Origin of the sequence: Janibacter cremeus (genome assembly GCF_029395675.1) — a bacterium.
In the GTDB taxonomy this organism is placed as follows: domain Bacteria; phylum Actinomycetota; class Actinomycetes; order Actinomycetales; family Dermatophilaceae; genus Janibacter; species Janibacter cremeus_A.
Map to the genome: position 1 here is coordinate 3,043,351 of NZ_CP115184.1, position 19,816 is coordinate 3,063,166.

The following is a 19,816-nucleotide window of genomic DNA, read 5'->3' on the forward strand; positions in this document are numbered from 1 at the left end:
GGACTCCTCGGTGACGAAGGGGTTCAGGCTGCGGGTGCGGTTCCGGGGATGAGGTCGCGCGGGATGGCGATCCACGTCGCGGCGGCGCTCGCGAGGAGGCGGTCACCGTCGTGGAGGGCCGTGCCCGACCACCGTTTGCGGCCCTCACGACCGGTGGACCACGCGGTGACCACGAGCTCCCGGTCGCGGGGGACGTTGGCGTGGAGGGACGCGACGAAGGTGCCGAGCAGCAGCGGGTCCTCGTCGATGCCGGCCGCGAACGCGCCCGGGCAGTCCAGGGCGGCGAGGACCGGCGGCAGGCCCTCCTCGGTGAGGGTGACCGGGGAGGCGAGCAGGCCCGGTCGCGACGCCACCGGACTGGCGTAGACGTGCAGGCCCTCCGGCGCCTCCGGCCCGCACACGTAGCAGCCGGGGAAGGGGTGTCCGGCCGGGTCGAAGGCCGCGGCGGCGGTCCGGGCCGCCTCGAGGGTGACCGGGGCGGTGATCTGCGCCGTCGGGGTCCCGGCGCGGCGGGCCGTGCCCAGGAGGGTCTCCTCGTGGAGGAGGTGGACGGCCAGCTCCTCGGGCTCGTCGACCGTGCCGTCGACCTCCCACCGCAGCGGTCGGCCGAGCGGGGTGGGGGCGGTGAGGCGTACCGTCACCGAGGTCGGGCCCCCATCGGCCGGGGCGAGGTCCTCGAGACGCTCGGTGAGCATCCCGCTGACCCAGCCGCCGTTGCCGCACCCGGGCGGGCCGGCTCGGCGGTCGGGGACGATCGTCGGCGTGGCTGTGGTGTGCACCACGCCAACCTATCGACCACACGACGAAGGGGGACACGGGCCCGTGACCGACGAGTTCGCCTGGCGGCGGATCGCCATCCCGGCCTTCGGCCCCACCCTGCTGTCCGCCGGTGCCCTGGGCGCGGTCGTGCCGGTCGCCGCGCTGCGCGCCGACGAGCTCGGCGCCGACCTGGGGACGGCCGCCTTCGTCGTCGCGCTCACCGGGGTCGGCCAGCTGCTCGGGGTGCTGCCGGCGGGCTCGCTCGTCGCGCGGATCGGGGAGCGGGCGACGCTGGTGCGGGCCGGGGCCATCGACGTCGTCGCCCTGGTGGTCGCCGGCTGGGCGCCGAGCCTGTGGCTGATGGCGCTCGCCCTGCTCGCGAGCGGGTTCGCGTCGAGTGCCTTCCTCCTCGCCCGGCAGGGCTTCATGATCGACGTGCTGCCGGGCGAGCGGCTCGCGCGGGGGATGTCGCTGCTCGGCGGGTCCATGCGCACGGGCCTCCTCCTCGGTCCCGCCCTCGGGGCGCTGGCGATCGGGCCGATGGGGCTGCAGGGTGCGTACGCGGTCGCGGCGGTGCTCGCCACGGCCTCGCTCGTCACGGTCGTGGCCAGCCCCGACCTCACGGGGGAGCACGAGCGCGCCCGCGCCGCGGAGCCGCACTCAGCGGTGCTGAGCGTCGTCCGGCTGCACACGCGACTGCTGCTCACCCAGGGGATCGCCGTCCTCGTCATCTCCGCCCTGCGCGCCGCCCGGCTCGTGGTCCTCCCGCTGTGGGCGATCCACATCGGGCTCGACGGCGTGGACTCCTCGCAGATCTTCGTCGTGGCCGGCGTCGCGGAGCTCTTCCTCGTCTACCCGGGCGGGTGGGCGATGGATCGTCTGGGCCGGGTCTGGGTCGTGACCGGGCTGCTGGTCATCGTCTCCGGCTCCTTCCTCGTGCTGCCCGTGGCGGAGACGAAGGGGGCGCTCCTCGCCGTCGCTCTCGTCATGGCCATCGGCAACGGCCTCGGTGCGGGGATCGTCATGACCCTCGGGGCGGACGCCGCTCCGCGGCAGGACCGGGCCCAGTTCCTCGGGGCGTGGCGGCTCATGGGGGAGGCCGGGAACGCGAGCGGGTCGCTCGGGCTGAGCGCCGTCACCGCGCTGGTCTCCCTGCCCGCAGCGGCCGTCTCGCTCGGGGTCGTCGGTCTCGCCGGTCTGGGGTGGGCGAGAGTGTTCATCTCCCGGGCCGATCGGGAGCGGGTGGGCGGCCCCGCGGACGGGCCCGGACGCTGGACGGACAAGGCATGATGGAGCCTGTGAAGGATCTCATCGACACCACGGAGATGTACCTCCGCACCATCTTCGAGCTCGAGGAGGAGGGCATCCCCCCGATGCGCGCCCGCATCGCGGAGCGCCTCGGCCACTCGGGACCGACCGTCTCGCAGACGATCGCCCGGATGGAGCGGGACGGACTCGTCAGCCTGGGGGCCAACCGTCAGCTCGTGCTCTCCGAGGAGGGCCAGCAGCTGGCGACGCGCGTGATGCGCAAGCACCGCCTCGCCGAGCGCCTGCTCGTCGACATCATCGGCCTGGAGTGGGAGCACGTCCATGACGAGGCCTGCCGGTGGGAGCACGTGATGAGCGAGCGGGTGGAGCGCAAGATCCTCGGGATCCTGCCCGACCACCGCGAGTCCCCCTACGGGACCCCGATCCCGGGGCTGGACGAGCTGCTCAGCGGCGAGGACGAGGTCGACGACTACCTGGAGGGCATGACGAGCCTGAGCGAGGCGGTGGAGTCGGACCCGGTCGGGGACTTCCGGGTGCGCCGGATCGGTGAGCCGGCCCAGGTGGACACCGACGCCCTGACCCTGCTCACCGAGGCCCAGCTGCGGCCCGGGGTGGTCGTCCAGGTCTCGCTCGACGACGAGGACCGGATCCTCGTCCAGCGCGACGGCGCGGACGTCGCCGACGCCGTGGCGCTGCCCCGCGAAGTCGCCGACCACGTCTTCGTCGAGGCCGTCGCGCGGTGACTCCTGACCGCGTCCGGTACCTTCCGTGACCTTGGCGTGACATCCCCGTGATCTCCATGTACGGTCGGGGCGTCCGCCTCCCCTGGGCGGATCCGTCGAGCGGCGCCGAGTCCTGCCACCGCGACTGACGGGCTTTGACGAACACCGCTTGGCAGGAGCGGGGGACCCACACCGGGGCATCGCAGATGCTCCTCGGGGTGAAGTCCCGCGGAGACGGGTCACCACGGTGATCCGCCGCCACGGGGCCGGGCCGCACCTCTGGCCCGAACCCGACAGCTGACCTCGTAGGCGGGAGAGGTAGACAACTGTGTCCCACAACGTCGGGCGCCACCGCGCCCCCGGTCGCTACAACCCGGCCACCGAGCTCGGCCAGATCATCACCGACGCCGGCACGCCGCTGGCCAAGGGATCGGCCGTCGTCGCCGCCTCCGGTGGCCTCGTGGCCGCGATCGCCATCCCCGCGCAGGCGAGCCCCGTCGACACGGAGCCCGCGCCGCAGGCCGTCAGCGCCGTGCAGGCCAACGCCTCCGACCGGGCCGCCACGGCGCTCGAGCAGACCGCGGCCGTGACCGCCCCCGCGGCGAAGGCCTCCGAGAAGGCCACCAAGTCCTTCGGCAAGGTCGCCGTCGAGCCCGTCGCCAAGCCGACCGGCCCCACCGAGGCGGAGCTGCGCGAGCGTGCGGAGCGCGCCGCTGAGCGCGAGGCCGCGGAGCGTGAGCAGGAGGCTGCTGCCGAGCAGGCTGCCCAGGAGCAGGCCGAGGAGCGCCAGGAGTCGGCCCCGAGCCGCTCGCAGGAGCGTCAGGCCCCGGCGCAGGCCTCGTCCGAGCCGAGTGCCCCGGCTGCGCCCGCCCCGTCCTCCGGTGGCGTCATCGACATCGCCAAGCAGTACATCGGCACGCCCTACGTCTACGGCGGCAGCACCCCCTCCGGCTTCGACTGCTCCGGCTTCACCCAGTACGTCTTCGGCAAGGCGGGGATCTCCCTCCCGCGCACGACCGAGGCGCAGCGTCAGATGGCCACCCCGGTGTCCGACCCGCAGCCGGGCGACCTCGTCTTCTTCGGCGCGCCCGCGTACCACATGGGCATCTACGTCGGTGACGGGATGATGATCGACTCCCCGCGCAGCGGCAAGTCCGTCAGCATCCGACCGGTCTTCAGCGGCGTCTCCGGCTACGGCCGCGTCTGATCGACCTCAGCGAAGGGGACGAAGGGAGACTCTCCCTTCGCCCCCTTCGTCATGTCCCGGGGTGACCGGACGCCAGCGCGGACGAAGGAAAGCGATCGCCCTTGGCGCGACGTCCGCACGACCGGTTGCGTCCCCGCACCGATGCACGGTGCGGACGTCGGCCTGAGTCGGGCGACCCCTTCCCTTCGTCCGCTCGGATCAGGTGGTCACCTCGTGCGATGCGGAAGTCGCACCAGCTGACGACCTGACGTGGCGGTTGCTCCCTTCGACCACTCCGAGATCACCGCTGCATGCGGCGGTACGCCTCGCCGAGCTCGTCGATGTGCAGGAGGTCGTCCTCGGTGACGCCACTGCGGTAGCCCGAGCGGCCGAGCATGTGGGCGGCGACGGGGGCGGTCAGGCCCTGGGCGCCGATGACGATGAGCAGCGTGGCCACGGCGGCCCAGGTGCGCACCGTCAGGGCCAGTCCCAGCAGGATCAGCAGCAGTCCGAGGGTCTGCGGCTTCGTCGCGGAGTGCATCCGGGCGAAGAGGTCGGGCAGGCGGACCAGGCCGACGGCGCCGATGAAGGCGAGCAGCGCGCCGAGCAGCAGCGAGATCGCCCCGGCGATGTCGAAGAGGGTGGTCCAGGTCATTCCACGTCCTCCTTCCGGCCCATGAAGCGGGCCACGGACACCGAGCCGACGAAGCCGGTGAGACTGAAGACGACGAGGATCGGCAAGGCCGCCGCGTCCCCGCTGCGCACGATCTGGGTGGCGAGGATGCCGGTGACGATGACGATGATGACGTCGAGGCACAGGGCCCGGTCGAGGTTGGTCGGGCCGAGGGCGACGCGGGTCAGGGTCAGGCCGGACGCGGCGAGGAGCAGCCCCATGGCGAGGCCGAGGATGATGTTCATGCGTCCTCCTTGGCGGTGGTCTCGCCCATGACGGCCGCCAGCTCCTCCGGGGACCCGAGGGCGCGCACGACGCGGGTCTCGACCGCGAGGACGTCCTCGCGCAGGTCCTCGAGCCCCTCGGGGGTGGTGACGTGGAAGCCGTGGACGTAGAGGACGTTGGCCGTGCGGCGAGCCTCGACGACGATCGACCCGGGGACCAGCGAGACCAGCGCGGAGATGATCGTCATGTACAGCTCGTTGCGCACCCGCAGCTGCACCTCGACGATCGACCCGCCCCTGGGCGGGTGACGGTCGAGCGTGGCGATGCTGACCTCGATCGCCGCGCTGACGAGGTCGATGAAGAAGCGAGTCGTGAGCACGACCAGGGGCCAGGGGTGGATCCGACCGAAGTACTGGATCGACGGCAGCGGGAAGATCTGGGTGATCACCGCACCGATGATCAGACCGTTGACGGCGTTGCCGACGGTGATCCGGTCCCACAGCAGGACCCAGATGACGGCCAGCGCGATGATGGCGCGTGGCTGGAACCCGCCACGGGCGCGGGAGGAGATGCGTTGACGGATCCGACCGGGGGTCATCGTCGCTCCTCCTGCGGCAGCACGACCCCGACGTAGGAGTCGCGGCTGATCATCTGCTCGGCGGCCGCATCCGTGTAGCGGAAGAGGGGCCCGGCGAAGACGGCGAGCCCGATGCTGAAGGCGACCACGGCCGTCGCCCCGCCGAGCATCGCGGGTGGCATGTCGCGACGCACCGCGACCGGTTTGGTCGGGGGTGTGATCGGCGTCTGGGGGCGCTGCGCAGCCACCGTGGCGCCGATGGCGTCGCTGAGTCGCCCCCAGGAGGGGGTGAGCGCCGGCATCTCGAGCGTGTGGTGGTCGGCGCCCTCATTCCGCGGTCGCCAGAAGGCGTAGCTCCACGTCTTGGCGATGGCGTAGAGGGTCAGCAGCGAGGTGACGACCGATCCGGTGACGAGCAGCCACGCCGTCGCCCCGCCGACGTCGACACCGCTCTGGATGAGTGCGACCTTGCCGACGAAGCCGGAGAACGGGGGGATGCCGGCAAGGTTCATCGCGGGGACGAAGAAGAGGAAGGCCACGATCGGGGCCCCGGCGGCCAGCCCGCCGAGCCGGTCGATGATCGTCGATCCGCCGGCGCGCTCGATCAGGCCGGCGATGAGGAAGAGCGCGGTCTGCACGGTGATGTGGTGGGCGATGTAGAAGACCGCGGCCGACAGGCCCGCCTCGGTGGCCAGCCCGATGCCGAAGAGCATGTACCCGATGTGGCTGACGAGGGTGAAGGAGAGCATTCGCTTGATGCCCGGCTGGGCCACTGCCCCCAGGACGCCGACGAGCATGGTCACCAGACCGGCGCCCATGATCAGCGTGGTGAGCGGGGAGTCGGGGAAGAGGAGGAACTGGGTGCGGATGATCGCGTAGACGCCGACCTTGGTCAGCAGCCCGGCGAAGACCGCGCTCACCGGCGCGGACGCGGAGGGGTAGCTGTCCGGCAACCACGCCGACATCGGGAAGATCGCGGCCTTGATCCCGAAGACGGTGAGGAGCATCAGCTGCAGGGCCAGCGCCACGGTCGAGTCGATCTCGGGGAGCCGGAGGGACAGCTGGGCGAGGTTGACCGTGCCGGCGGCCGCGTAGACGCCGGCGATGGCGACGAGGAAGAGGAAGGAGGAGACCATCGAGACGATGACGTAGGTGGTCCCCGCGCGGATCCGCGTGCCGCTGCCCCCGAGGGTGAGCAGCACGAAGGAGGCGAAGAGCAGCATCTCGAAGCTGACGAAGAGGTTGAACAGGTCCCCGGCGAGGAAGGCGTTGGACACGCCGGCCGAGAGGACGAGATAGGTGGGGAAGTAGATCGCCAGCGGCGAGTCCTCGTCACCATCGGCGACTCCCTGCCCGATGGCGAAGACCAGCACGGTCAGGATGACGAAGCTGCTGACGAGCAGCATCAGCGCCGAGAGCCGGTCGGCGACCAGGGCGATGCCCAGCGGCTCCTGCCAGGCACCGAGCCACAGGGCCATCGCCCCCTCGGTGTGCGTGTGCCACATCAGCAGGATCGCGACGCCGAGGCAGGCGGTGAGGACGATCAGGCTGATGGCGACCTGGGCCCGTTGGGAGCGGCGGGCCACGAGGGTCAGGGCGGCGCCGAGCAGCGGGAGCAGCACCGGCAGGGGGAGGACGTTGACCATGCTCATGCGGTGGCGTCCTCCTCTTCTGCCTCGGTCGTGGACTGGGTGTCCGGGTCGTAGGTGCTCGACGTCTGGTCACGCTCGGCGAGCCGCTTGATCAGCTCGTCCTCGGCGTCGTCGGGCACGTCGTCGCTGCCGGTGATGCGCCACTGCCGGTAGGCCAGCGACAGCACGAAGGCAACCGATGCCAGGGCGATGACGATCGCGGTGAGGACCATCGCCTGCGGGAGGGGGTCGCTCATCTCGTCCGGAGGGCGCGCGCCGACGAAGGGCGCCCCCTTCGCCGGGCCGGAGGCCACGAGGTACAAGGTGGCGACGCCGTTGCTGGCGAGCACGATGCCGAGCAGGACCTGGGTCAGGGCACGCTCGAGGAGCAGGTACGCACCGGCGGCGACGAGGAATCCGCCGACGACGACGAGGGTGAGGCTGGGCTCGATGGCATTCATGCGGCGATCTGGTCCTCCTCGGTGTGGCGGTCCACGCCGGCTCCGAGGGAGCGCACGACGTCGAGCGCGAGGCCGGTGACGATCAGGTAGACGCCGATGTCGAAGACCAGCGCGGTGACGAACTTGACGTCGCCCCAGACGGGCAGGGTGACGTCGATGACGTACGACTGGAGGACGGTCCCGCCGAAGGCGAGGGGGAGCAGCGCGGCGACGGCCGACACCGCCAGGCCGGCTCCGAGCACGGCGCCGGCGCCCACGGGTGCGGCGTGGTCGAGCTCGTAGCGTCCTCCGGCGAGGTACCGGGCGAGCAGTGCGAGCCCGAGCGTGAGGCCTCCGGCGAAGCCGCCACCGGACTGGTTGTGGCCAGCGAAGAGCAGGTACAGCGACAGCGCGATCATCACGTGGAAGACCAGTCGCGTCGCGGTCTCGAGGATGACCGAGCGACGCTCGCGGGACACGGTCGAGGCGACCGTCTTCTCGTAGTCGCCGCGGCGCGTCCAGGTGCGCTCGATCTCGTGGGAGCGGAGGAAGACGAGGCTGGCGATGCCGGTGGCCGCCGCGACGAGGACGGTGATCTCGCCGAGGGTGTCCCATGCGCGGATGTCGACGAGGGTCACGTTGACGACGTTGCGGCCGTGGCCGAAGTCGTAGGCCTCCCCGGGGAAGGCCCTGGAGATCGGCGCCTCGAGACGAGCGTTGGCGGCGACGACGGTCAGGATGCTCACCGACGCGCCGAGACCACCCGCGAGCAGCATGCGCCAGTACCGGCGCCAGGGGTGGCGGGTGCTGCGGGGGCGGCGTCGGAAGTCCGAGGGCAGCTTGCGCAGGACGAGGACGAAGAGCACGAGCGAGAAGGTCTCGACGAGGATCTGCGTCAGGGCCAGATCGGGTGCGCCGTGCACCTGGAAGAGCAGTGCCAGCCCGTACCCGGTGAGCCCGACGAACATCATCGCCTGCAGGCGGTTGCGCGAGCGGACGGCGAGGATGGTGGCGGCGATGATGAGGAACGCGACGATGGCCTGGGTGACGCTGTCCCAGATCCGCACCGACGAGCCGGACAGGGTGGTGGCGGCGACGACGCCGGGCAGGAGGATGACGACGCCGAAGATCGTGCCGAGGTAGGTCGGCAGCGACCCGCCCTGGGAGAGGGCGGTGATCTCGACGGCGAAGCGGTCGAGGGCACGCATGACCCGCTGGTAGACGCGCTCGGCGTCGACGACGTGCGGGAGGGCGTCCTGGAAGCGGGCGAAGGGGGCCCGCCAGACGAAGAGGAGCGCACCGCCGCCGACGGCCAGGGTGGACAAGCCGAGGGCGGGGGTGAAGCCGTGCCACAGCGCGAGCTTCTCCGGTGTGCTCCCGGGCAGCGTCGAGAAGTGTGGGGCCAAGGTCTCGGTGAGCCAGCCGCCCATGAAGCCCTCGACGACGGTGAGGGCCGCGAGGACGACCGGGGCGATGAGCAGTGCGTTCGAGGCGGCGAAGGGGGTGGGGCTGGGGGCGGCGCCCGTCGTCGCCTTCGTGACGAAGGCACCCCAGATGAAGCGAGCCGAGTAGGCGGCGGTCAGGGTGGAACCGAGGCCGAGCCCGATCACCAGGAAGAGCCCACCCCAGGTGCCCAGCGGCGATGCGATGGACTCGACGGCGGCGGCCAGTGAGGACTCCTTGGCGACGAAGCCGATGAACGGCGGCAGGCCGGCCATCGACGCCGCCGAGATGGTCGCGGTCGTGGCCAGGACCGGCAGGCGCCGGCCGAGCCCGTGCAGCTCGGTCAGGTCACGGGTGCCGGTCCCCTTGTCGATGATGCCGACGGTGAAGAAGAGGGTGGACTTGAACAGGGCGTGCGAGAGGACGAGCGCGAGCGCGGCGAGGGACGCGGCCTTGCTGCCGACACCCGCCAGCGCGGTCATCATGCCCAGCTGGCTGACGGTGCCGTAGGCGAGCAGGAGCTTGATGTCGTCCTGCCGCAGCGCGCGCCAGCCACCGATGAGCATCGTGCCGATGCCCAGCCCGATGGTCAGGACGCGCCAGCCCGGCGTGGTGGCGAGGATCGGAGCCAGCAGCAGGATCAGGTAGATGCCCGCCTTGACCATCGATGCCGCGTGCAGGTACGCGCTGACCGGGGTCGGTGCGGCCATCGCACCGGGCAGCCAGAAGTGGAAGGGGATCTGGGCGGACTTCGTCAGGGCGCCGACGAGGACGAGCACGACCGCGATCGTCGTCAGGGTGCCGGCCGGCGGGGGATCGGCGAGCATCTCGCGGATGGAGTAGCTCGAGGTCTCGCCGAGGGTGATCGTGCCGACGAGCATCGCCAGCCCGCCGAAGGTGGTCACGAGCAGTGCCTGCGTGGCCGAGCGTCGGTTCGCGGAGCGCACCGGGTTGTGGCCGATGAGGGTGTAGCTGAAGATCGTCGTCAGTTCCCAGAAGACGTACAGCGCCAGCAGGTTGTCGGCGAGGACGAGGCCGAACATCGCGCCGGCGAAGGCCGTGAAGACGCTCGTGAAGCGCCAGAGGCTGGGGTCGTCCCGGCGGAAGTACCAGGCGCAGTAGACCAGGGCGAGGGCTCCGACGCCGCTGACCAGCAGGCCCATCAGCCACTGCAGCGTCCCGAGCTGCAGGGCGAACTCCATGTCGAGGGAGGGCACCCACGCGACGTCCTCCGTGATGACACCGCCGTCGGCGACGCGCGGGGTCTGGGCCAGGAGCCACGCGAAGGCCGCGCCCGGGACGAGCGCCAGGACCAGGAAGGAGCGCCGGTCCATGACCTTGGCCAGTCCGGGCGCCACCGCTGCCGCGACGAAGTGCGCGAGCAGCAGCAGGGTCACGAGGGCCTCTCGAGGTGGTCCGGGGACGGGATCATAGTTTACCGGCCGGCGCCTCGTGCTCCGGCTCCGCCCCCGCCGCGGTCAGGCCCAGAGCGACTCAGGAAGCCGCCTTCTCCACGAGCGCGCGGATGCGCGACTCGGTCGCGTCGTCGAGCGAGGTGATGGTCCACGCGACCGGGTGCATGTGCGCCCCCTCCTCGTGCGCGGGGTTGACGACCTCACCGAAGCCGAACGCGAGGTACTCCTTGTCCGGCTTGATGTAGCAGACGTCCTGGCCGTCCTTGACGTAGAACGGCAGCCCCCACCGGACGATCGGCTCCAACGACGGCGCGCTCTCCCGGATGATGGTGTGCAGTCGCTCGCCGAGCTCGGCATAGGGCGCAGGAGCCCCGCGGAGCTTGTCGAGGACCGCGGCGTCGCCCTTCTTCGTGAACATCGTGCTCACTCCTCCTCCATGTCGACCAGGACCATTGTCCCGCCGACGCGGGTCGGAGGACCACCCGCGCTGCCGGATTCGAACCGGCACGGGGCCGCCCCGCGTTCCAGTGCGCCCGCCCTCTGGCCAGCGCCCGTCGTCACCCCCAACACTGAGCCATGGAGACGAGAGGGCAGATCGAGATCGCGACCGTGGCCGGAGTGATGCCGGCGTACACGGCGGTGCCCACGACGCCGCCTCCGTGGCCGGGTGTCGTCGTCATCCACGACTTCACCGGGATGAGTGAGGACCTGCGCAACCATGCCGACTGGCTGGCAGCGGAAGGCTTCCTGGCGATCGCACCGGACCTCTACTACTGGGGCAGCCGGCTGCGCTGCCTGCGCACGATCATGCGTGACCTCGGTCCGCGCCGTGGTCGCACCTTCGACGACATCGCGGCAGCGCGGCAGTGGCTACGAGAGCACGACGGCTGCACGGGGGTCGTCGGCGTGGTCGGTTTCTGCATGGGTGGCGGATACGCCATCGCCCTGGCCGAGGGCCACGGGTTCGATGCGTCGGCGGTGAACTACGGCGGTTGCCCTTCGGACGCCAGGGATTGGTTGCCGCGGGCCTGCCCGGTCGTCGGGAGCTTCGGCGGTGCCGACAAGTCCCCGTTGGGTGCTCGGGCCGGTCAGCGGCTGGGCAGGCTGCTGACCGAGTTCGACGTGCCACACGATGTGAAGATCTATCCGGGAGCCGGCCATGGATTCATGAACGACCATGCGCCCGAGGACCAGACGCTCTTCCTGCGTTTCCTCGGCCGCGTCTCAGGCACGCGGTACGACGAGGTGTCGACGCAGGATGCTCGTCGGCGCATCGCGGTGTTCTTCACGGAGCACCTCCGCGATGCCCCCTCGTAGGCCGGGAAGGGCCGATCCATTGGACGACACGGACAAAATGCGGACCAACAGCCTCCTGGGGGAGGCCCTCGGAGTTCAGCAAGCCCGGTATCAAGCGGCGCCCCCGGCTGGATTCGAACCAGCGACACCTTCTTTAGGAGAGAAGTGCTCTTCCCCTGAGCTACGGAGGCACGACGCCGAAGCGCCTCGGACAGGGTAACTGCCCCACGCGCGCTGCGCGGCACCGGCGAGAGGGCCGAAGCGGACGGCGCGGTCACCGACCGAGCAGTTCCGCTGCGGCGCAGGCCCCGTCTCACCGGTCCGGTCCTCCCGATGAATCCCCCCTGTCGTTGTTAGCGTTGCCCCCGTGACCGAGCAGCCGACGACCCCCGCCCCGGTCCCGGCAGCACTGACCCCGTTGCGCCGGGAGCTCACGGAGCTCGGCGGGCCCAACACCCTGATCTGGCCCACCCGGGACCCGCACGTGGTGGACCTGAGCAGCGCCCATCCCGGCGGTGTGGCCATGCTGCTCTCCGGGCGTGACGCCCGCCTGTCCGATCTCGTGCGCGAGCCGGGTGCCCTGCTGCGCGCCCAGCGGGCCGCCGGCTCCCTCAGCGAGCACGTCGACGCGATCGCGGAGGAGCACGGTGTGCACACCTGCTTCCTCGCCATGGGCACGGCCTCCTGGGACATCCCCGGCCAGGAGGAGCGGCCGATCGCGCCGATCCTGCTGCGCCGTGCCGCCCTGCGTCGCCTGCGGCCGGGCCCGGACTTCGCGCTCGACCTCGCCGACCGCGTCGAGCTCAACCCGGCCCTGCTGACCTACCTGCGCGGCGCGCTGCACCTCGACCTGCGCGGGGACGACCTCGTCGCCCTCGGCCGGGGCGACGGACCGGGCTTCAACCCCACGCCCGTCTACGAGGCGCTGGGGGAGCGCTGCGCCGACCTGCCGGGGCTGCGCATCACCCCGCGCATCGTCATCGGTGCCTTCCCCTACGGCAAGGCCGAGGCACTCGCCGACCTCTCCGCACTCGCCGAGTCGGGCCGCCTGCCCCGGACCGACCCCCTTCGCGCACTGCTCACCGGGCGACCGCTCACCGCGCAGCGTGAGCCGGTGAGCACGGCCGACACCGCCGTCAGCGACGTGACCGCCGACCAGCAGGCCGTCCTCGACCGGGTGGCGGCGGGGGAGAGCCTCTTCGTCGACGCACCCCCCGGCACCGGCGCGGCCCGCCTCGTCGCCGCGACGATCGCCGCCGCCACCACCCGCGGTCGCAGCGTCCTCCTCCTGAGCGAGAAGGCCGCCCCGATCCGCGGGGTGCACGCCGAGCTGGAGCGCTCGGGCCTGTCCGACCTGCTGCTCCACGTGAGCGACCCCGCCGCCGAGGTGGACCCCTCCGTCATCACCGCCCGCTGGCCCGCCCGCCCGCCGGAGAGCGAGGGCCACTTCACCGCGCCGGGGCGTCGGGCCGCCGAGGCCGCCCGGCTGCTCGAGGGACACACCGAGGCGACGCACACCAAGCGCGAGCCGTGGGGCGTGTCCATCGCCGATGCCCACGACGCGATGGTCACCCTGGGGACCCGGCGACCGGCGCCGCGCTCGCGTGTCCGCCTCACTGGACCCGTCCTCGAGGCGATCGACCCCGCCGCCCGCGACGCCATCGTCACCCAGCTCACCGGTGTCGCCTCCCGCCGGGCGTGGCGCCCGGGCCGCCAGGAGCAGCCGTGGGCCGGCGCCCGCCTGCACACCCAGGACGACGTCGACGACGTCCTCGCCGCGGTCGAGCGGCTGCGAGGCAGCGAAGGGAGTCTCTCCCGCCTGCGCGCCACCCTGCGTGAGGTCTTCGCGGACATCGCCGAGCCCCGAGCGGCCTCCCCGGCCGACTACGGCCGCTTCCTCGCCGGCATCGAGGAGATCAGCGACACCCTCGAGGTCTTCCGACCGGAGATCTTCGACACCCCGCTGGACGACCTGCTCGCGGCGACCGCACCCGCCGGGACGCCTGCGCACGGCCAACCCCTCGGTGTCTTCGAGCGACTGCGCCTGCGCCACCAGGCGGGAAAGCTGCTGCGCCCGGGTCGTCCGCCCACCGACCTGCACGCCGCACTGGCGCTCGCGGCCACCCAGCGACGCAGCTGGTCGCGCCTGACCGGTGGAGGCGGCCGGCCGCGGATCCCGACCGACATCGACCGGGCGCACGGGGCCTACGAGCGCGTGTACGCGGACCTGACCCACGTGGGGGCCGTGCTGGCCGACACCCCGGCCGGCGGCCACCTGCTCGACACCCCGTGGGAGGAACTGCACCGGCGCCTCGACGACCTCGCCAAGGACGCCGCCGGAGCCCGGGCGGTGCCCGAGGTCATCGACGACCTCGATGACCTGCGGGCCCGCGGTCTGGGCGACCTCATCGAGGACCTGGCGGCCCGCCGCGTCGAGCCCGCCGCCGTCGGGGACGAGGTCCGATTCGTCTGGTGGGCCTCGGTGCTCGCCGAGGCGAGCCGCGACGAGCGGTACGGCAAGGTCACCGGTGGCCGCCTCGACGAGGCCCTGCGGACCTTCGTCGAGGCCGACCGGGCGAGCCTGGGCGCCAACGCCGCTCGCATCGCCACCCGCCAGCGGGAGCACTTCCACCGGGTCGGGCGCGGGATGCGGTCCGTCGCCCGCCAGGTGGCCGAGGCCGAGGCGGGCCGGCTGCCCCGCCCGCCGTGGCACGCCGTCGTCGAGCGCTGGGGCGGTCTGCTGCGGGCCGTGGCGCCCGCCTGGGCCATGACCCCCTTCGTCGTCGGCCAGGTGCTGCCGCTGCGCGAGCGCTTCGACCTCGTCATCGTCGACGACGCCTCCCGGACCACGCTGGCCCGAGCCCTCTCCGGCATCGCCCGCGGCAGTCAGCTGCTCGTCATCGGCGACCGTGGCCAGCTCCCACCCAGGGTGTGGAGCGCCGACGGGGGAGTGGCCCCTCCCGCTGCGCCCAAGCAGTCCCTCGCCGACCTCGCCGCAGAGGTGCTGCCGTCGCAGACCCTGCGCGAGAGCGCCTACCCGCGCCCGCGGGTGGCCCCCCGCCTGGGTGACTCCGCGGCCGGTGAGGTCGTGCACCCGCCGACCCCGCGGGAGCGCGAGGACGTGCGCGTGGTCCACGTCGACGGCAGGGGCGTCCTCGACGAGCGGACCGGGCTGGTCGAGACCACGCCCTCGGAGGTCGAGACGGTGCTCACGCTCGTGCGCGCCCACCTGCAGCAGCACCCGCGCCACTCGCTCGGCATCGTCACCTTCGGCCGGCGCCACGCCGACGAGATCACCCACGCCATCGCCGAGCTCCTCGCCTCGGACCGGTCACTGGCAGCGACAGCCGCGGCCCTCCACGAGCCGCTCATCGCCAAGCCTGCCGACCGCTGGCAGCGGGAGCAGCGCGACCGCACCATCGTCTCCGTCGGCTTCGGCCGCACCCCACAGGGCGCGGTCATCAACCGCCTCGGGGCGCTCAGTGGTCCGCTGGGAGAGCAGCTCGTGCTGCTCGCCGCGACCCGCGCCCGCCGTGCTGCCACCTGGGTCACGACATTCTCCCCGAACGACTTCAAGGACAAGCCCGACCAAGCCGGCCACCGTGCGCTGCGGACCCTCCTCACGAGCATCGAGGAGGGCGAGGCCACGACCGAGTCCTCCGCCGAGGAGCTCAGCCCCCTGCTCGCCGGGTTCGTCGAGCGGCTGCGTGCCAGCGGCCTCGTCGTCCACACCGACGTCGGCGAGGGCGACCACCGCATCGACATCGCCATCGCCGACCCGCGCGACTCCTCCCGGATGCTCGTCGCCGTCGACGTGGACGGGCCCGGCTACGCGGGACTGGCCTCCACCCGGCAGCGCGACCGGATCCTCGTCGAGCGCCTCGTCGACCTGGGCTGGCACCACCTGCGGCTGTGGACGGTGGAGATCTTCGCCGACCCCGCACGCCAGGAGGCGCAGGTGCAGCGTGCCGTGCGCGAGGCGATCGAGGAGGATGAGCAGCATGGGTGACGAGGAGACGCCCGCCGAGCCGGAGCAGCGCCCGCGGACGGTGCGGCGGGCGCGCCGTCCGCGGACGGACCAGACGAGCGACGACACCGACCGTGGCTGGGGCGAGGTCCCGGCGGACGAGGACGCCAACGACCGCTGGCTGCAGGAGCAGCGGCCGCCGCACTACGAGTAGGGCTCAGCGCACGCGGGGCCGCAGGTGGTTGCCCGCGATCATGCAGCGCACCGACCCGCCGGCGCTCTCGATCGTCGGGATCGACGCGGTCAGCACCCGGCAGGAGCGTCGGATGAGCGCCAGCTGGTCCGGGCGAAGGGAGTCGGCCGCCGTGGTCGACATCGCCAGGACCCGGTCGGGGTCGCCCAGGTGACGCCGACGCCCGGTCAGCTCGATGCAGTTGCCGGCGAAGCGGTGGACCTGCTCCGGGGTGAGCTCGACGACGGTCTTGCCCGACTCGTGCAGACGGCGCAGCACGGTCTCGCGCTGCTCGCGATCCGGGATCATCCCGGACCCGATGAGGGCGAGACGCGTGCCCACCGACATCAGCACGTTGGTGTGGTAGACCGGCACGCCCCGCCCGTCGACGGCGTCGAAGAGCACCGGGTCGTAGTCGTGGTCGGCGCAGAAGTCCGCGAGCAGCTCGGGCGAGAGCCGGTTGGACCGGCACGCGTAGGCCAGGCGCGCGTCGTGGTCGAGGACCATCGCGCCCGTCCCCTCGAGGAACTGCTCCTCGTACTCGGCGGCGGAGTAGTCGATGACCCGTCGCACGACGAAGGTGCGCTTGAGGTCCTCGATGATGTCGGCCCGGCGCTCGGTGCGCCGGTTCGTGGCATACATCGGGTACAGCGCCACGGACCCGTCCGGGTGGGTGGAGAACCAGTTGTTCGGGAAGACGCTGTCGGGCGTGTGCGTCGTGCGGTCGTCGAAGACCGACACCCCGACGCCGGCACCGGAGAGGGCCCGCGCCAGCGCGGTGACCTCGCCGTGGGCCCGTGCGGCGACCACCCGGGGGTCCTCGGCGAGGAGGGACTGGAAGGCGTTGTCCCCGGCCGTCATCGGGTTCGGCGTGAAGTGGCGGGGCCGCACGAGGACGACCCGGGCCGGGGCCTGGACGCTCGCCGTCGGCGTGACCGTGGGTAGGGGGGTCGTGCGGATCTCGGTGGCGCTGCTCATCCCACCGGCTTGAGCGAGTTGACCAGGGAGAAGAGGTCCTTGGGGTCCTGCGGATCGGCGACGAGGTCGATCGTCGTCTGCAGGTCTGCGGTCGCGTCGCGGGCGCAGCGCAGTGCGGCGAAGTCGGCGATGGCGAAGCCAACCGAGTCGAAGACGGTGATCTCCTGCGCCGAGGTGCGGCCCTCGGCCTGGCCGGTGAGCACCTGCCAGAACTCCACGACCGGGAAGTCGGGGTCCATCTGCTGGATCTCGCCCTCGATGCGGGTCTGCGGCGGGTACTCGACGAAGACCCGGGAGCGAGTGAGGATCTGTGCCTCGAGCTCGGTCTTGCCGGGGCAGTCGCCACCGATGGCGTTGATGTGCACGCCCGGCTCGACCATGTCGTCGGTCAGGATGGTCGCCATCTGCTTGTCGGCCGTGCAGGTGGTGATGATGTCGGCGCCACGAACGGCCTCGGCGGTCGAGGCGGCCTCGGTGATCCGGAAGCCGAGCGGCTCGAGGTTGCGGCGCAGCTTGGCCATCGCGGCGGGGTCGGTGTCGAAGATCTGCAGGTCCTCGATCCCACTGGCCGCGCGGAAGGCCAGCGACTGGAACTCCGCCTGCGACCCGGTGCCGATGAGGGCCATGACCCGCGAGTCGGGACGGGCGAGGACCCGACCGGTGAGCGCCGACGTCGCGGCGGTGCGCAACGCGGTCAGCAGGGTCATCTCCGAGAGGAAGACCGGGTAGCCGTTGTCGACGTCGGCCAGCATGCCGAAGGCGGTCACGGTCTGGAAGCCGCGGCTCGGGTTGAGCGGGTGGCCGTTGACGTACTTGAAGGAGTAGGTGACGTTGTCCGAGGTCGGCATGAGCTCGATGACGCCGAAGGGGGTGTGGCTGGCGATGCGCGGCGTCTTGTCGAAGCTGGCCCAGCGGGCGAAGTCCTCCTCGACGTACCGGGTCATCGTGCCGAGGACGTTCTCCGCGCCGTCGCGCTGGATCCAACGGCTCATGTTGGGCACATCGAGGAACTGCGTCATGGTCTCTCCTTCGTCGATCGGCAGGGGTCTCCCACCCGTCGTCATCAGGCTAGAACTCTCGTTCTGCAGGCGAAAGAGCAGAAGTGTTCGCCTTGTGTACGATGAGTGCCCATTTTGCAAGGGCTGAATTAGCATTGTGTGCATGTACCGCCCGACGGACCTCGACAAGCGCCTCATCTCGGCCCTGCGCACGGACGGTCGTGCACCCATCTCGGCCCTGGCCGAGCAGCTCGGGGTCTCCCGGGCGACGGTGACCGCGCGCATCGACAAGCTCACCGCCCACGGCGTCATCGTCGGCTTCACGGTGCGCGTGCGCGACCCTGCCGAGGCCTCCGAGGTCCGCGCCGTGTGTTCCATCGAGGTCGAGGGCCGCACGACCGACCGCGTGATCCGCGAGCTGCGCGGTTTCCCCGAGATCCAGGCGCTGCACACGACCAACGGCGGCTGGGACCTCGTCGCCGAGATGTCCTGCGGGGACCTGGCCGCCTTCGACGACCTGCTGCGTCGGATGCGCGGCATCCCCGGGATCGTCAACAGCGAGACCAGCCTGCTGCTCAGCTCCGTCGTCCGGTGACCCGCAAGAGCCTAAGCAGTTGCGAGTGGACAGGGCGGCACACGCGAAGGAGGTCGGTCACCGAATGGTGACCGACCCCCTGCTTGTACGGGGACCGGGTCAGGCGCGGTCGGTCTTGAGCGAGTCGCGGATCTCGCGCAGCAGGATGACCTGCTCCTCCACGGCCTCCTCCTCCTCCTTCATGAAGTAGCGCTCGCGCATCGCGGTGTAGGGCTTGATGACACCGAAGTACACCGCTGCGGCCATGATGATGAAGGCGACGAGCGCGGTGAGGAAGGGGCCGACGGTCTGGAAGCCGAGGATCTCCATCTCGTCGAAGTTGAAGTCGGCCCCGCCCGTGAGCTTGCCGATGATCTCGAGCAGCAGGTTGGTGAATGCCGCGACGACGGTGGCGAATGCCGTGGCGATGATCAGACCGGTCGCGATCTCGACGAGATTGCCCCGGAGCAGGAACTCCTTGAAGCCCTTCATGGGTACCTCCGCAGTAGGTGGGTATGGATGCTGACCGAGGGTCAACCTGCAAGGATTGTGACCCAGAAGTGCTCCCGGTGCGCTCCCAGCAGGCGTGTCGCTGCACTCACCCCTCCCGGACCACGACGAAACCCGAGCGCCCGCCGGTCTCCGGCGTCATTTCCTGCACGAGCTCCCCCAGATGGTCGGCCGGCACGGCGACCCGCACCGTCGGCGCAGCGCCCGCGGACGTGGATGCGGCCAGGATCGTCGCGCCGGTGACCACGGGCCGGGCCCGCCCGGGCAGGTAGACGCCCACGGTGTCGCCGGGGTCGAGGTGACCGGCCGGGGCGGCCAGCGACAGGGTCACCGCCGGTCCGCTCACCGAGCGCGGCCCCGGGGAGGCCGACGGGGGGCGGGCCGCGCCGACGGCCAGGTGCAGCGCGAGCAGGAGCGCGCCGGCAGCGAGGCCGCGGCGCACGAGCGACAACCGCCAGGCGGCGCGCCGGGAGGGCCCGAAGAGGGAGGGCAGGTGGGCGGCGAGACGCGAGGTGGCCATGCCGCCGACGCTAGGAGGGCGACGGTCGACCCGGCCGCGCGCGTCAGCTCGTGGTGGAGGCGGCGCTCGAGGTGGTCGAGCTTGTGGACGAACCGCTGCCCGAGGAGGAGCTCGACGAGGAGGACCCGGAGCCGGAGGAGTCGCTGGACGACGAGCTCGAGGAGTCGCCCGACGAGCCGTTCGTCTCGCTCGAGGAGCCGGACGGGCGGGACGAGCCGGCGTCCGAGCGCGAGTCGTTCTTGTAGAACCCGCCGCCCTTGAAGACGACCCCGACCGCGTTGAACTGCTTGCGCAGACGGCCAGAGCACTCGGGGCAGGTCGTCAGCGAGTCCTCGCTGAAGGACTGAACGACATCGAACTGGTGGCCGCACTCGGTGCAGGCATAGGCATAAGTAGGCATT

20 protein-coding genes, 1 tRNA gene, 1 pseudogene and 1 riboswitch are annotated in these 19,816 nt (G+C 71.7%); of the genes and pseudogenes, 8 read left to right on the top strand and 14 right to left on the bottom strand.

Annotated elements, in window-relative coordinates; translation table 11 throughout:
- Window positions 1-23 precede the first annotated feature (23 nt).
- Window positions 24-779, bottom strand: coding sequence for a hypothetical protein (locus O9K63_RS14530; RefSeq protein WP_277238975.1), 756 nt, complete (start codon window positions 777-779; stop codon window positions 24-26).
- A gap of 43 nt (window positions 780-822) precedes the next feature.
- Between O9K63_RS14530 and O9K63_RS14535 the strand changes: the two genes are divergently transcribed.
- From O9K63_RS14535 to O9K63_RS14545, 3 genes are all read left to right on the top strand, one after another.
- Window positions 823-2,049: an MFS transporter gene (locus tag O9K63_RS14535; protein ID WP_277238977.1), complete on the top strand. Its 1,227-nt coding sequence runs from the start codon at window positions 823-825 to the stop codon at window positions 2,047-2,049.
- Window positions 2,046-2,771 (top strand): metal-dependent transcriptional regulator, encoded by a 726-nt coding sequence (locus O9K63_RS14540; RefSeq protein ID WP_431190330.1) that lies wholly within the window; start codon window positions 2,046-2,048, stop codon window positions 2,769-2,771. Before O9K63_RS14535 ends, O9K63_RS14540 begins: the two co-directional genes overlap by 4 nt.
- A 132-nt stretch (window positions 2,772-2,903) precedes the next feature.
- A riboswitch (cyclic di-AMP (ydaO/yuaA leader) is annotated at window positions 2,904-3,077 on the top strand.
- A 1-nt stretch (window position 3,078) separates the two neighbouring features.
- Window positions 3,079-3,957: a C40 family peptidase gene (locus O9K63_RS14545; RefSeq protein ID WP_277238979.1), complete on the top strand. Its 879-nt coding sequence runs from the start codon at window positions 3,079-3,081 to the stop codon at window positions 3,955-3,957.
- A 280-nt stretch (window positions 3,958-4,237) separates the two neighbouring features.
- Here the strand turns inward: O9K63_RS14545 and mnhG are convergent, their stop codons facing one another.
- The 7 genes from mnhG to O9K63_RS14580 all read right to left on the bottom strand — a co-directional run bounded on the left by mnhG (window position 4,238) and on the right by O9K63_RS14580 (window position 10,758).
- The gene (gene mnhG, locus O9K63_RS14550; RefSeq protein ID WP_277238981.1) at window positions 4,238-4,591 is read right to left on the bottom strand and encodes a monovalent cation/H(+) antiporter subunit G; all 354 of its coding nucleotides are present in this window, start codon (window positions 4,589-4,591) and stop codon (window positions 4,238-4,240) included.
- Window positions 4,588-4,854, bottom strand: coding sequence for a monovalent cation/H+ antiporter complex subunit F (locus tag O9K63_RS14555; protein ID WP_277238983.1), 267 nt, complete (start codon window positions 4,852-4,854; stop codon window positions 4,588-4,590). The genes mnhG and O9K63_RS14555 overlap by 4 nt, the downstream gene beginning before the upstream one ends.
- Entirely contained in the window at window positions 4,851-5,432 is a 582-nt protein-coding gene (locus O9K63_RS14560) for a Na+/H+ antiporter subunit E (RefSeq protein WP_277238985.1), read from the bottom strand. The genes O9K63_RS14555 and O9K63_RS14560 overlap by 4 nt, the downstream gene beginning before the upstream one ends.
- A complete protein-coding gene (locus tag O9K63_RS14565) occupies window positions 5,429-7,063 on the bottom strand; it encodes a Na+/H+ antiporter subunit D (RefSeq protein WP_277238987.1) in 1,635 nt (544 codons plus the stop codon). The genes O9K63_RS14560 and O9K63_RS14565 overlap by 4 nt, the downstream gene beginning before the upstream one ends.
- The gene (locus O9K63_RS14570) at window positions 7,060-7,503 is read right to left on the bottom strand and encodes a Na(+)/H(+) antiporter subunit C (RefSeq protein WP_277238989.1); all 444 of its coding nucleotides are present in this window, start codon (window positions 7,501-7,503) and stop codon (window positions 7,060-7,062) included. Before O9K63_RS14570 ends, O9K63_RS14565 begins: the two co-directional genes overlap by 4 nt.
- Window positions 7,500-10,322 (bottom strand): Na+/H+ antiporter subunit A, encoded by a 2,823-nt coding sequence (locus O9K63_RS14575; protein ID WP_277238991.1) that lies wholly within the window; start codon window positions 10,320-10,322, stop codon window positions 7,500-7,502. The genes O9K63_RS14570 and O9K63_RS14575 overlap by 4 nt, the downstream gene beginning before the upstream one ends.
- Before the next feature lie 97 nt (window positions 10,323-10,419).
- The gene (locus tag O9K63_RS14580; protein ID WP_277242334.1) at window positions 10,420-10,758 is read right to left on the bottom strand and encodes a DUF1801 domain-containing protein; all 339 of its coding nucleotides are present in this window, start codon (window positions 10,756-10,758) and stop codon (window positions 10,420-10,422) included.
- A 158-nt stretch (window positions 10,759-10,916) separates the two neighbouring features.
- Here O9K63_RS14580 and O9K63_RS14585 point away from each other — a divergent pair, with 158 nt between their 5' ends.
- Window positions 10,917-11,657: a dienelactone hydrolase family protein gene (locus tag O9K63_RS14585; RefSeq protein WP_277238993.1), complete on the top strand. Its 741-nt coding sequence runs from the start codon at window positions 10,917-10,919 to the stop codon at window positions 11,655-11,657.
- Window positions 11,658-11,755: 98 nt separating this feature from the next.
- Here the strand turns inward: O9K63_RS14585 and O9K63_RS14590 are convergent.
- Window positions 11,756-11,827, bottom strand: a tRNA-Arg gene (locus O9K63_RS14590).
- A 176-nt stretch (window positions 11,828-12,003) separates the two neighbouring features.
- Between O9K63_RS14590 and O9K63_RS14595 the strand changes: the two genes are divergently transcribed.
- Both O9K63_RS14595 and O9K63_RS14600 read left to right on the top strand, forming a co-directional pair.
- Complete coding sequence (locus O9K63_RS14595) at window positions 12,004-15,645, top strand: DUF4011 domain-containing protein (protein ID WP_277238995.1); 3,642 nt, start codon at window positions 12,004-12,006, stop codon at window positions 15,643-15,645.
- Window positions 15,638-15,817 carry a hypothetical protein gene (locus tag O9K63_RS14600; RefSeq protein ID WP_277238997.1) on the top strand — a complete coding sequence of 60 codons (180 nt, stop codon included), beginning with the start codon at window positions 15,638-15,640 and terminating at the stop codon, window positions 15,815-15,817. Before O9K63_RS14595 ends, O9K63_RS14600 begins: the two co-directional genes overlap by 8 nt.
- Window positions 15,818-15,820: 3 nt before the next feature.
- Here O9K63_RS14600 and ctlX read toward each other — a convergent pair whose 3' ends face one another.
- A complete protein-coding gene (ctlX, locus tag O9K63_RS14605; RefSeq protein WP_277238999.1) occupies window positions 15,821-16,813 on the bottom strand; it encodes a citrulline utilization hydrolase CtlX in 993 nt (330 codons plus the stop codon).
- A complete protein-coding gene (locus O9K63_RS14610) occupies window positions 16,810-17,832 on the bottom strand; it encodes an ornithine cyclodeaminase (protein ID WP_277239001.1) in 1,023 nt (340 codons plus the stop codon). Before O9K63_RS14610 ends, ctlX begins: the two co-directional genes overlap by 4 nt.
- Before the next feature lie 142 nt (window positions 17,833-17,974).
- Here O9K63_RS14610 and O9K63_RS14615 point away from each other — a divergent pair, with 142 nt between their 5' ends.
- A complete protein-coding gene (locus O9K63_RS14615) occupies window positions 17,975-18,406 on the top strand; it encodes an Lrp/AsnC family transcriptional regulator (protein ID WP_277239002.1) in 432 nt (143 codons plus the stop codon).
- A 99-nt stretch (window positions 18,407-18,505) separates the two neighbouring features.
- On the opposite strand, the gene mscL is transcribed toward O9K63_RS14615, so the two are convergent.
- Both mscL and O9K63_RS14625 read right to left on the bottom strand, forming a co-directional pair.
- Window positions 18,506-18,877, bottom strand: a complete 372-nt coding sequence (gene mscL, locus O9K63_RS14620) for a large conductance mechanosensitive channel protein MscL (protein WP_277239003.1) — start codon at window positions 18,875-18,877, stop codon at window positions 18,506-18,508.
- A 106-nt stretch (window positions 18,878-18,983) separates the two neighbouring features.
- Window positions 18,984-19,415, bottom strand: coding sequence for a hypothetical protein (locus O9K63_RS14625; protein ID WP_277239005.1), 432 nt, complete (start codon window positions 19,413-19,415; stop codon window positions 18,984-18,986).
- An 83-nt stretch (window positions 19,416-19,498) separates the two neighbouring features.
- Between O9K63_RS14625 and O9K63_RS16805 the strand changes: the two genes are divergently transcribed.
- The gene (locus O9K63_RS16805) at window positions 19,499-19,660 is read left to right on the top strand and encodes a hypothetical protein (protein WP_346771054.1); all 162 of its coding nucleotides are present in this window, start codon (window positions 19,499-19,501) and stop codon (window positions 19,658-19,660) included.
- A 14-nt stretch (window positions 19,661-19,674) separates the two neighbouring features.
- Here the strand turns inward: O9K63_RS16805 and O9K63_RS16810 are convergent.
- Window positions 19,675-19,815 (bottom strand): annotated as a pseudogene (locus O9K63_RS16810) (FmdB family zinc ribbon protein); the annotation flags it as partial.
- Between the last annotated feature and the right edge of the window lies 1 nt (window position 19,816).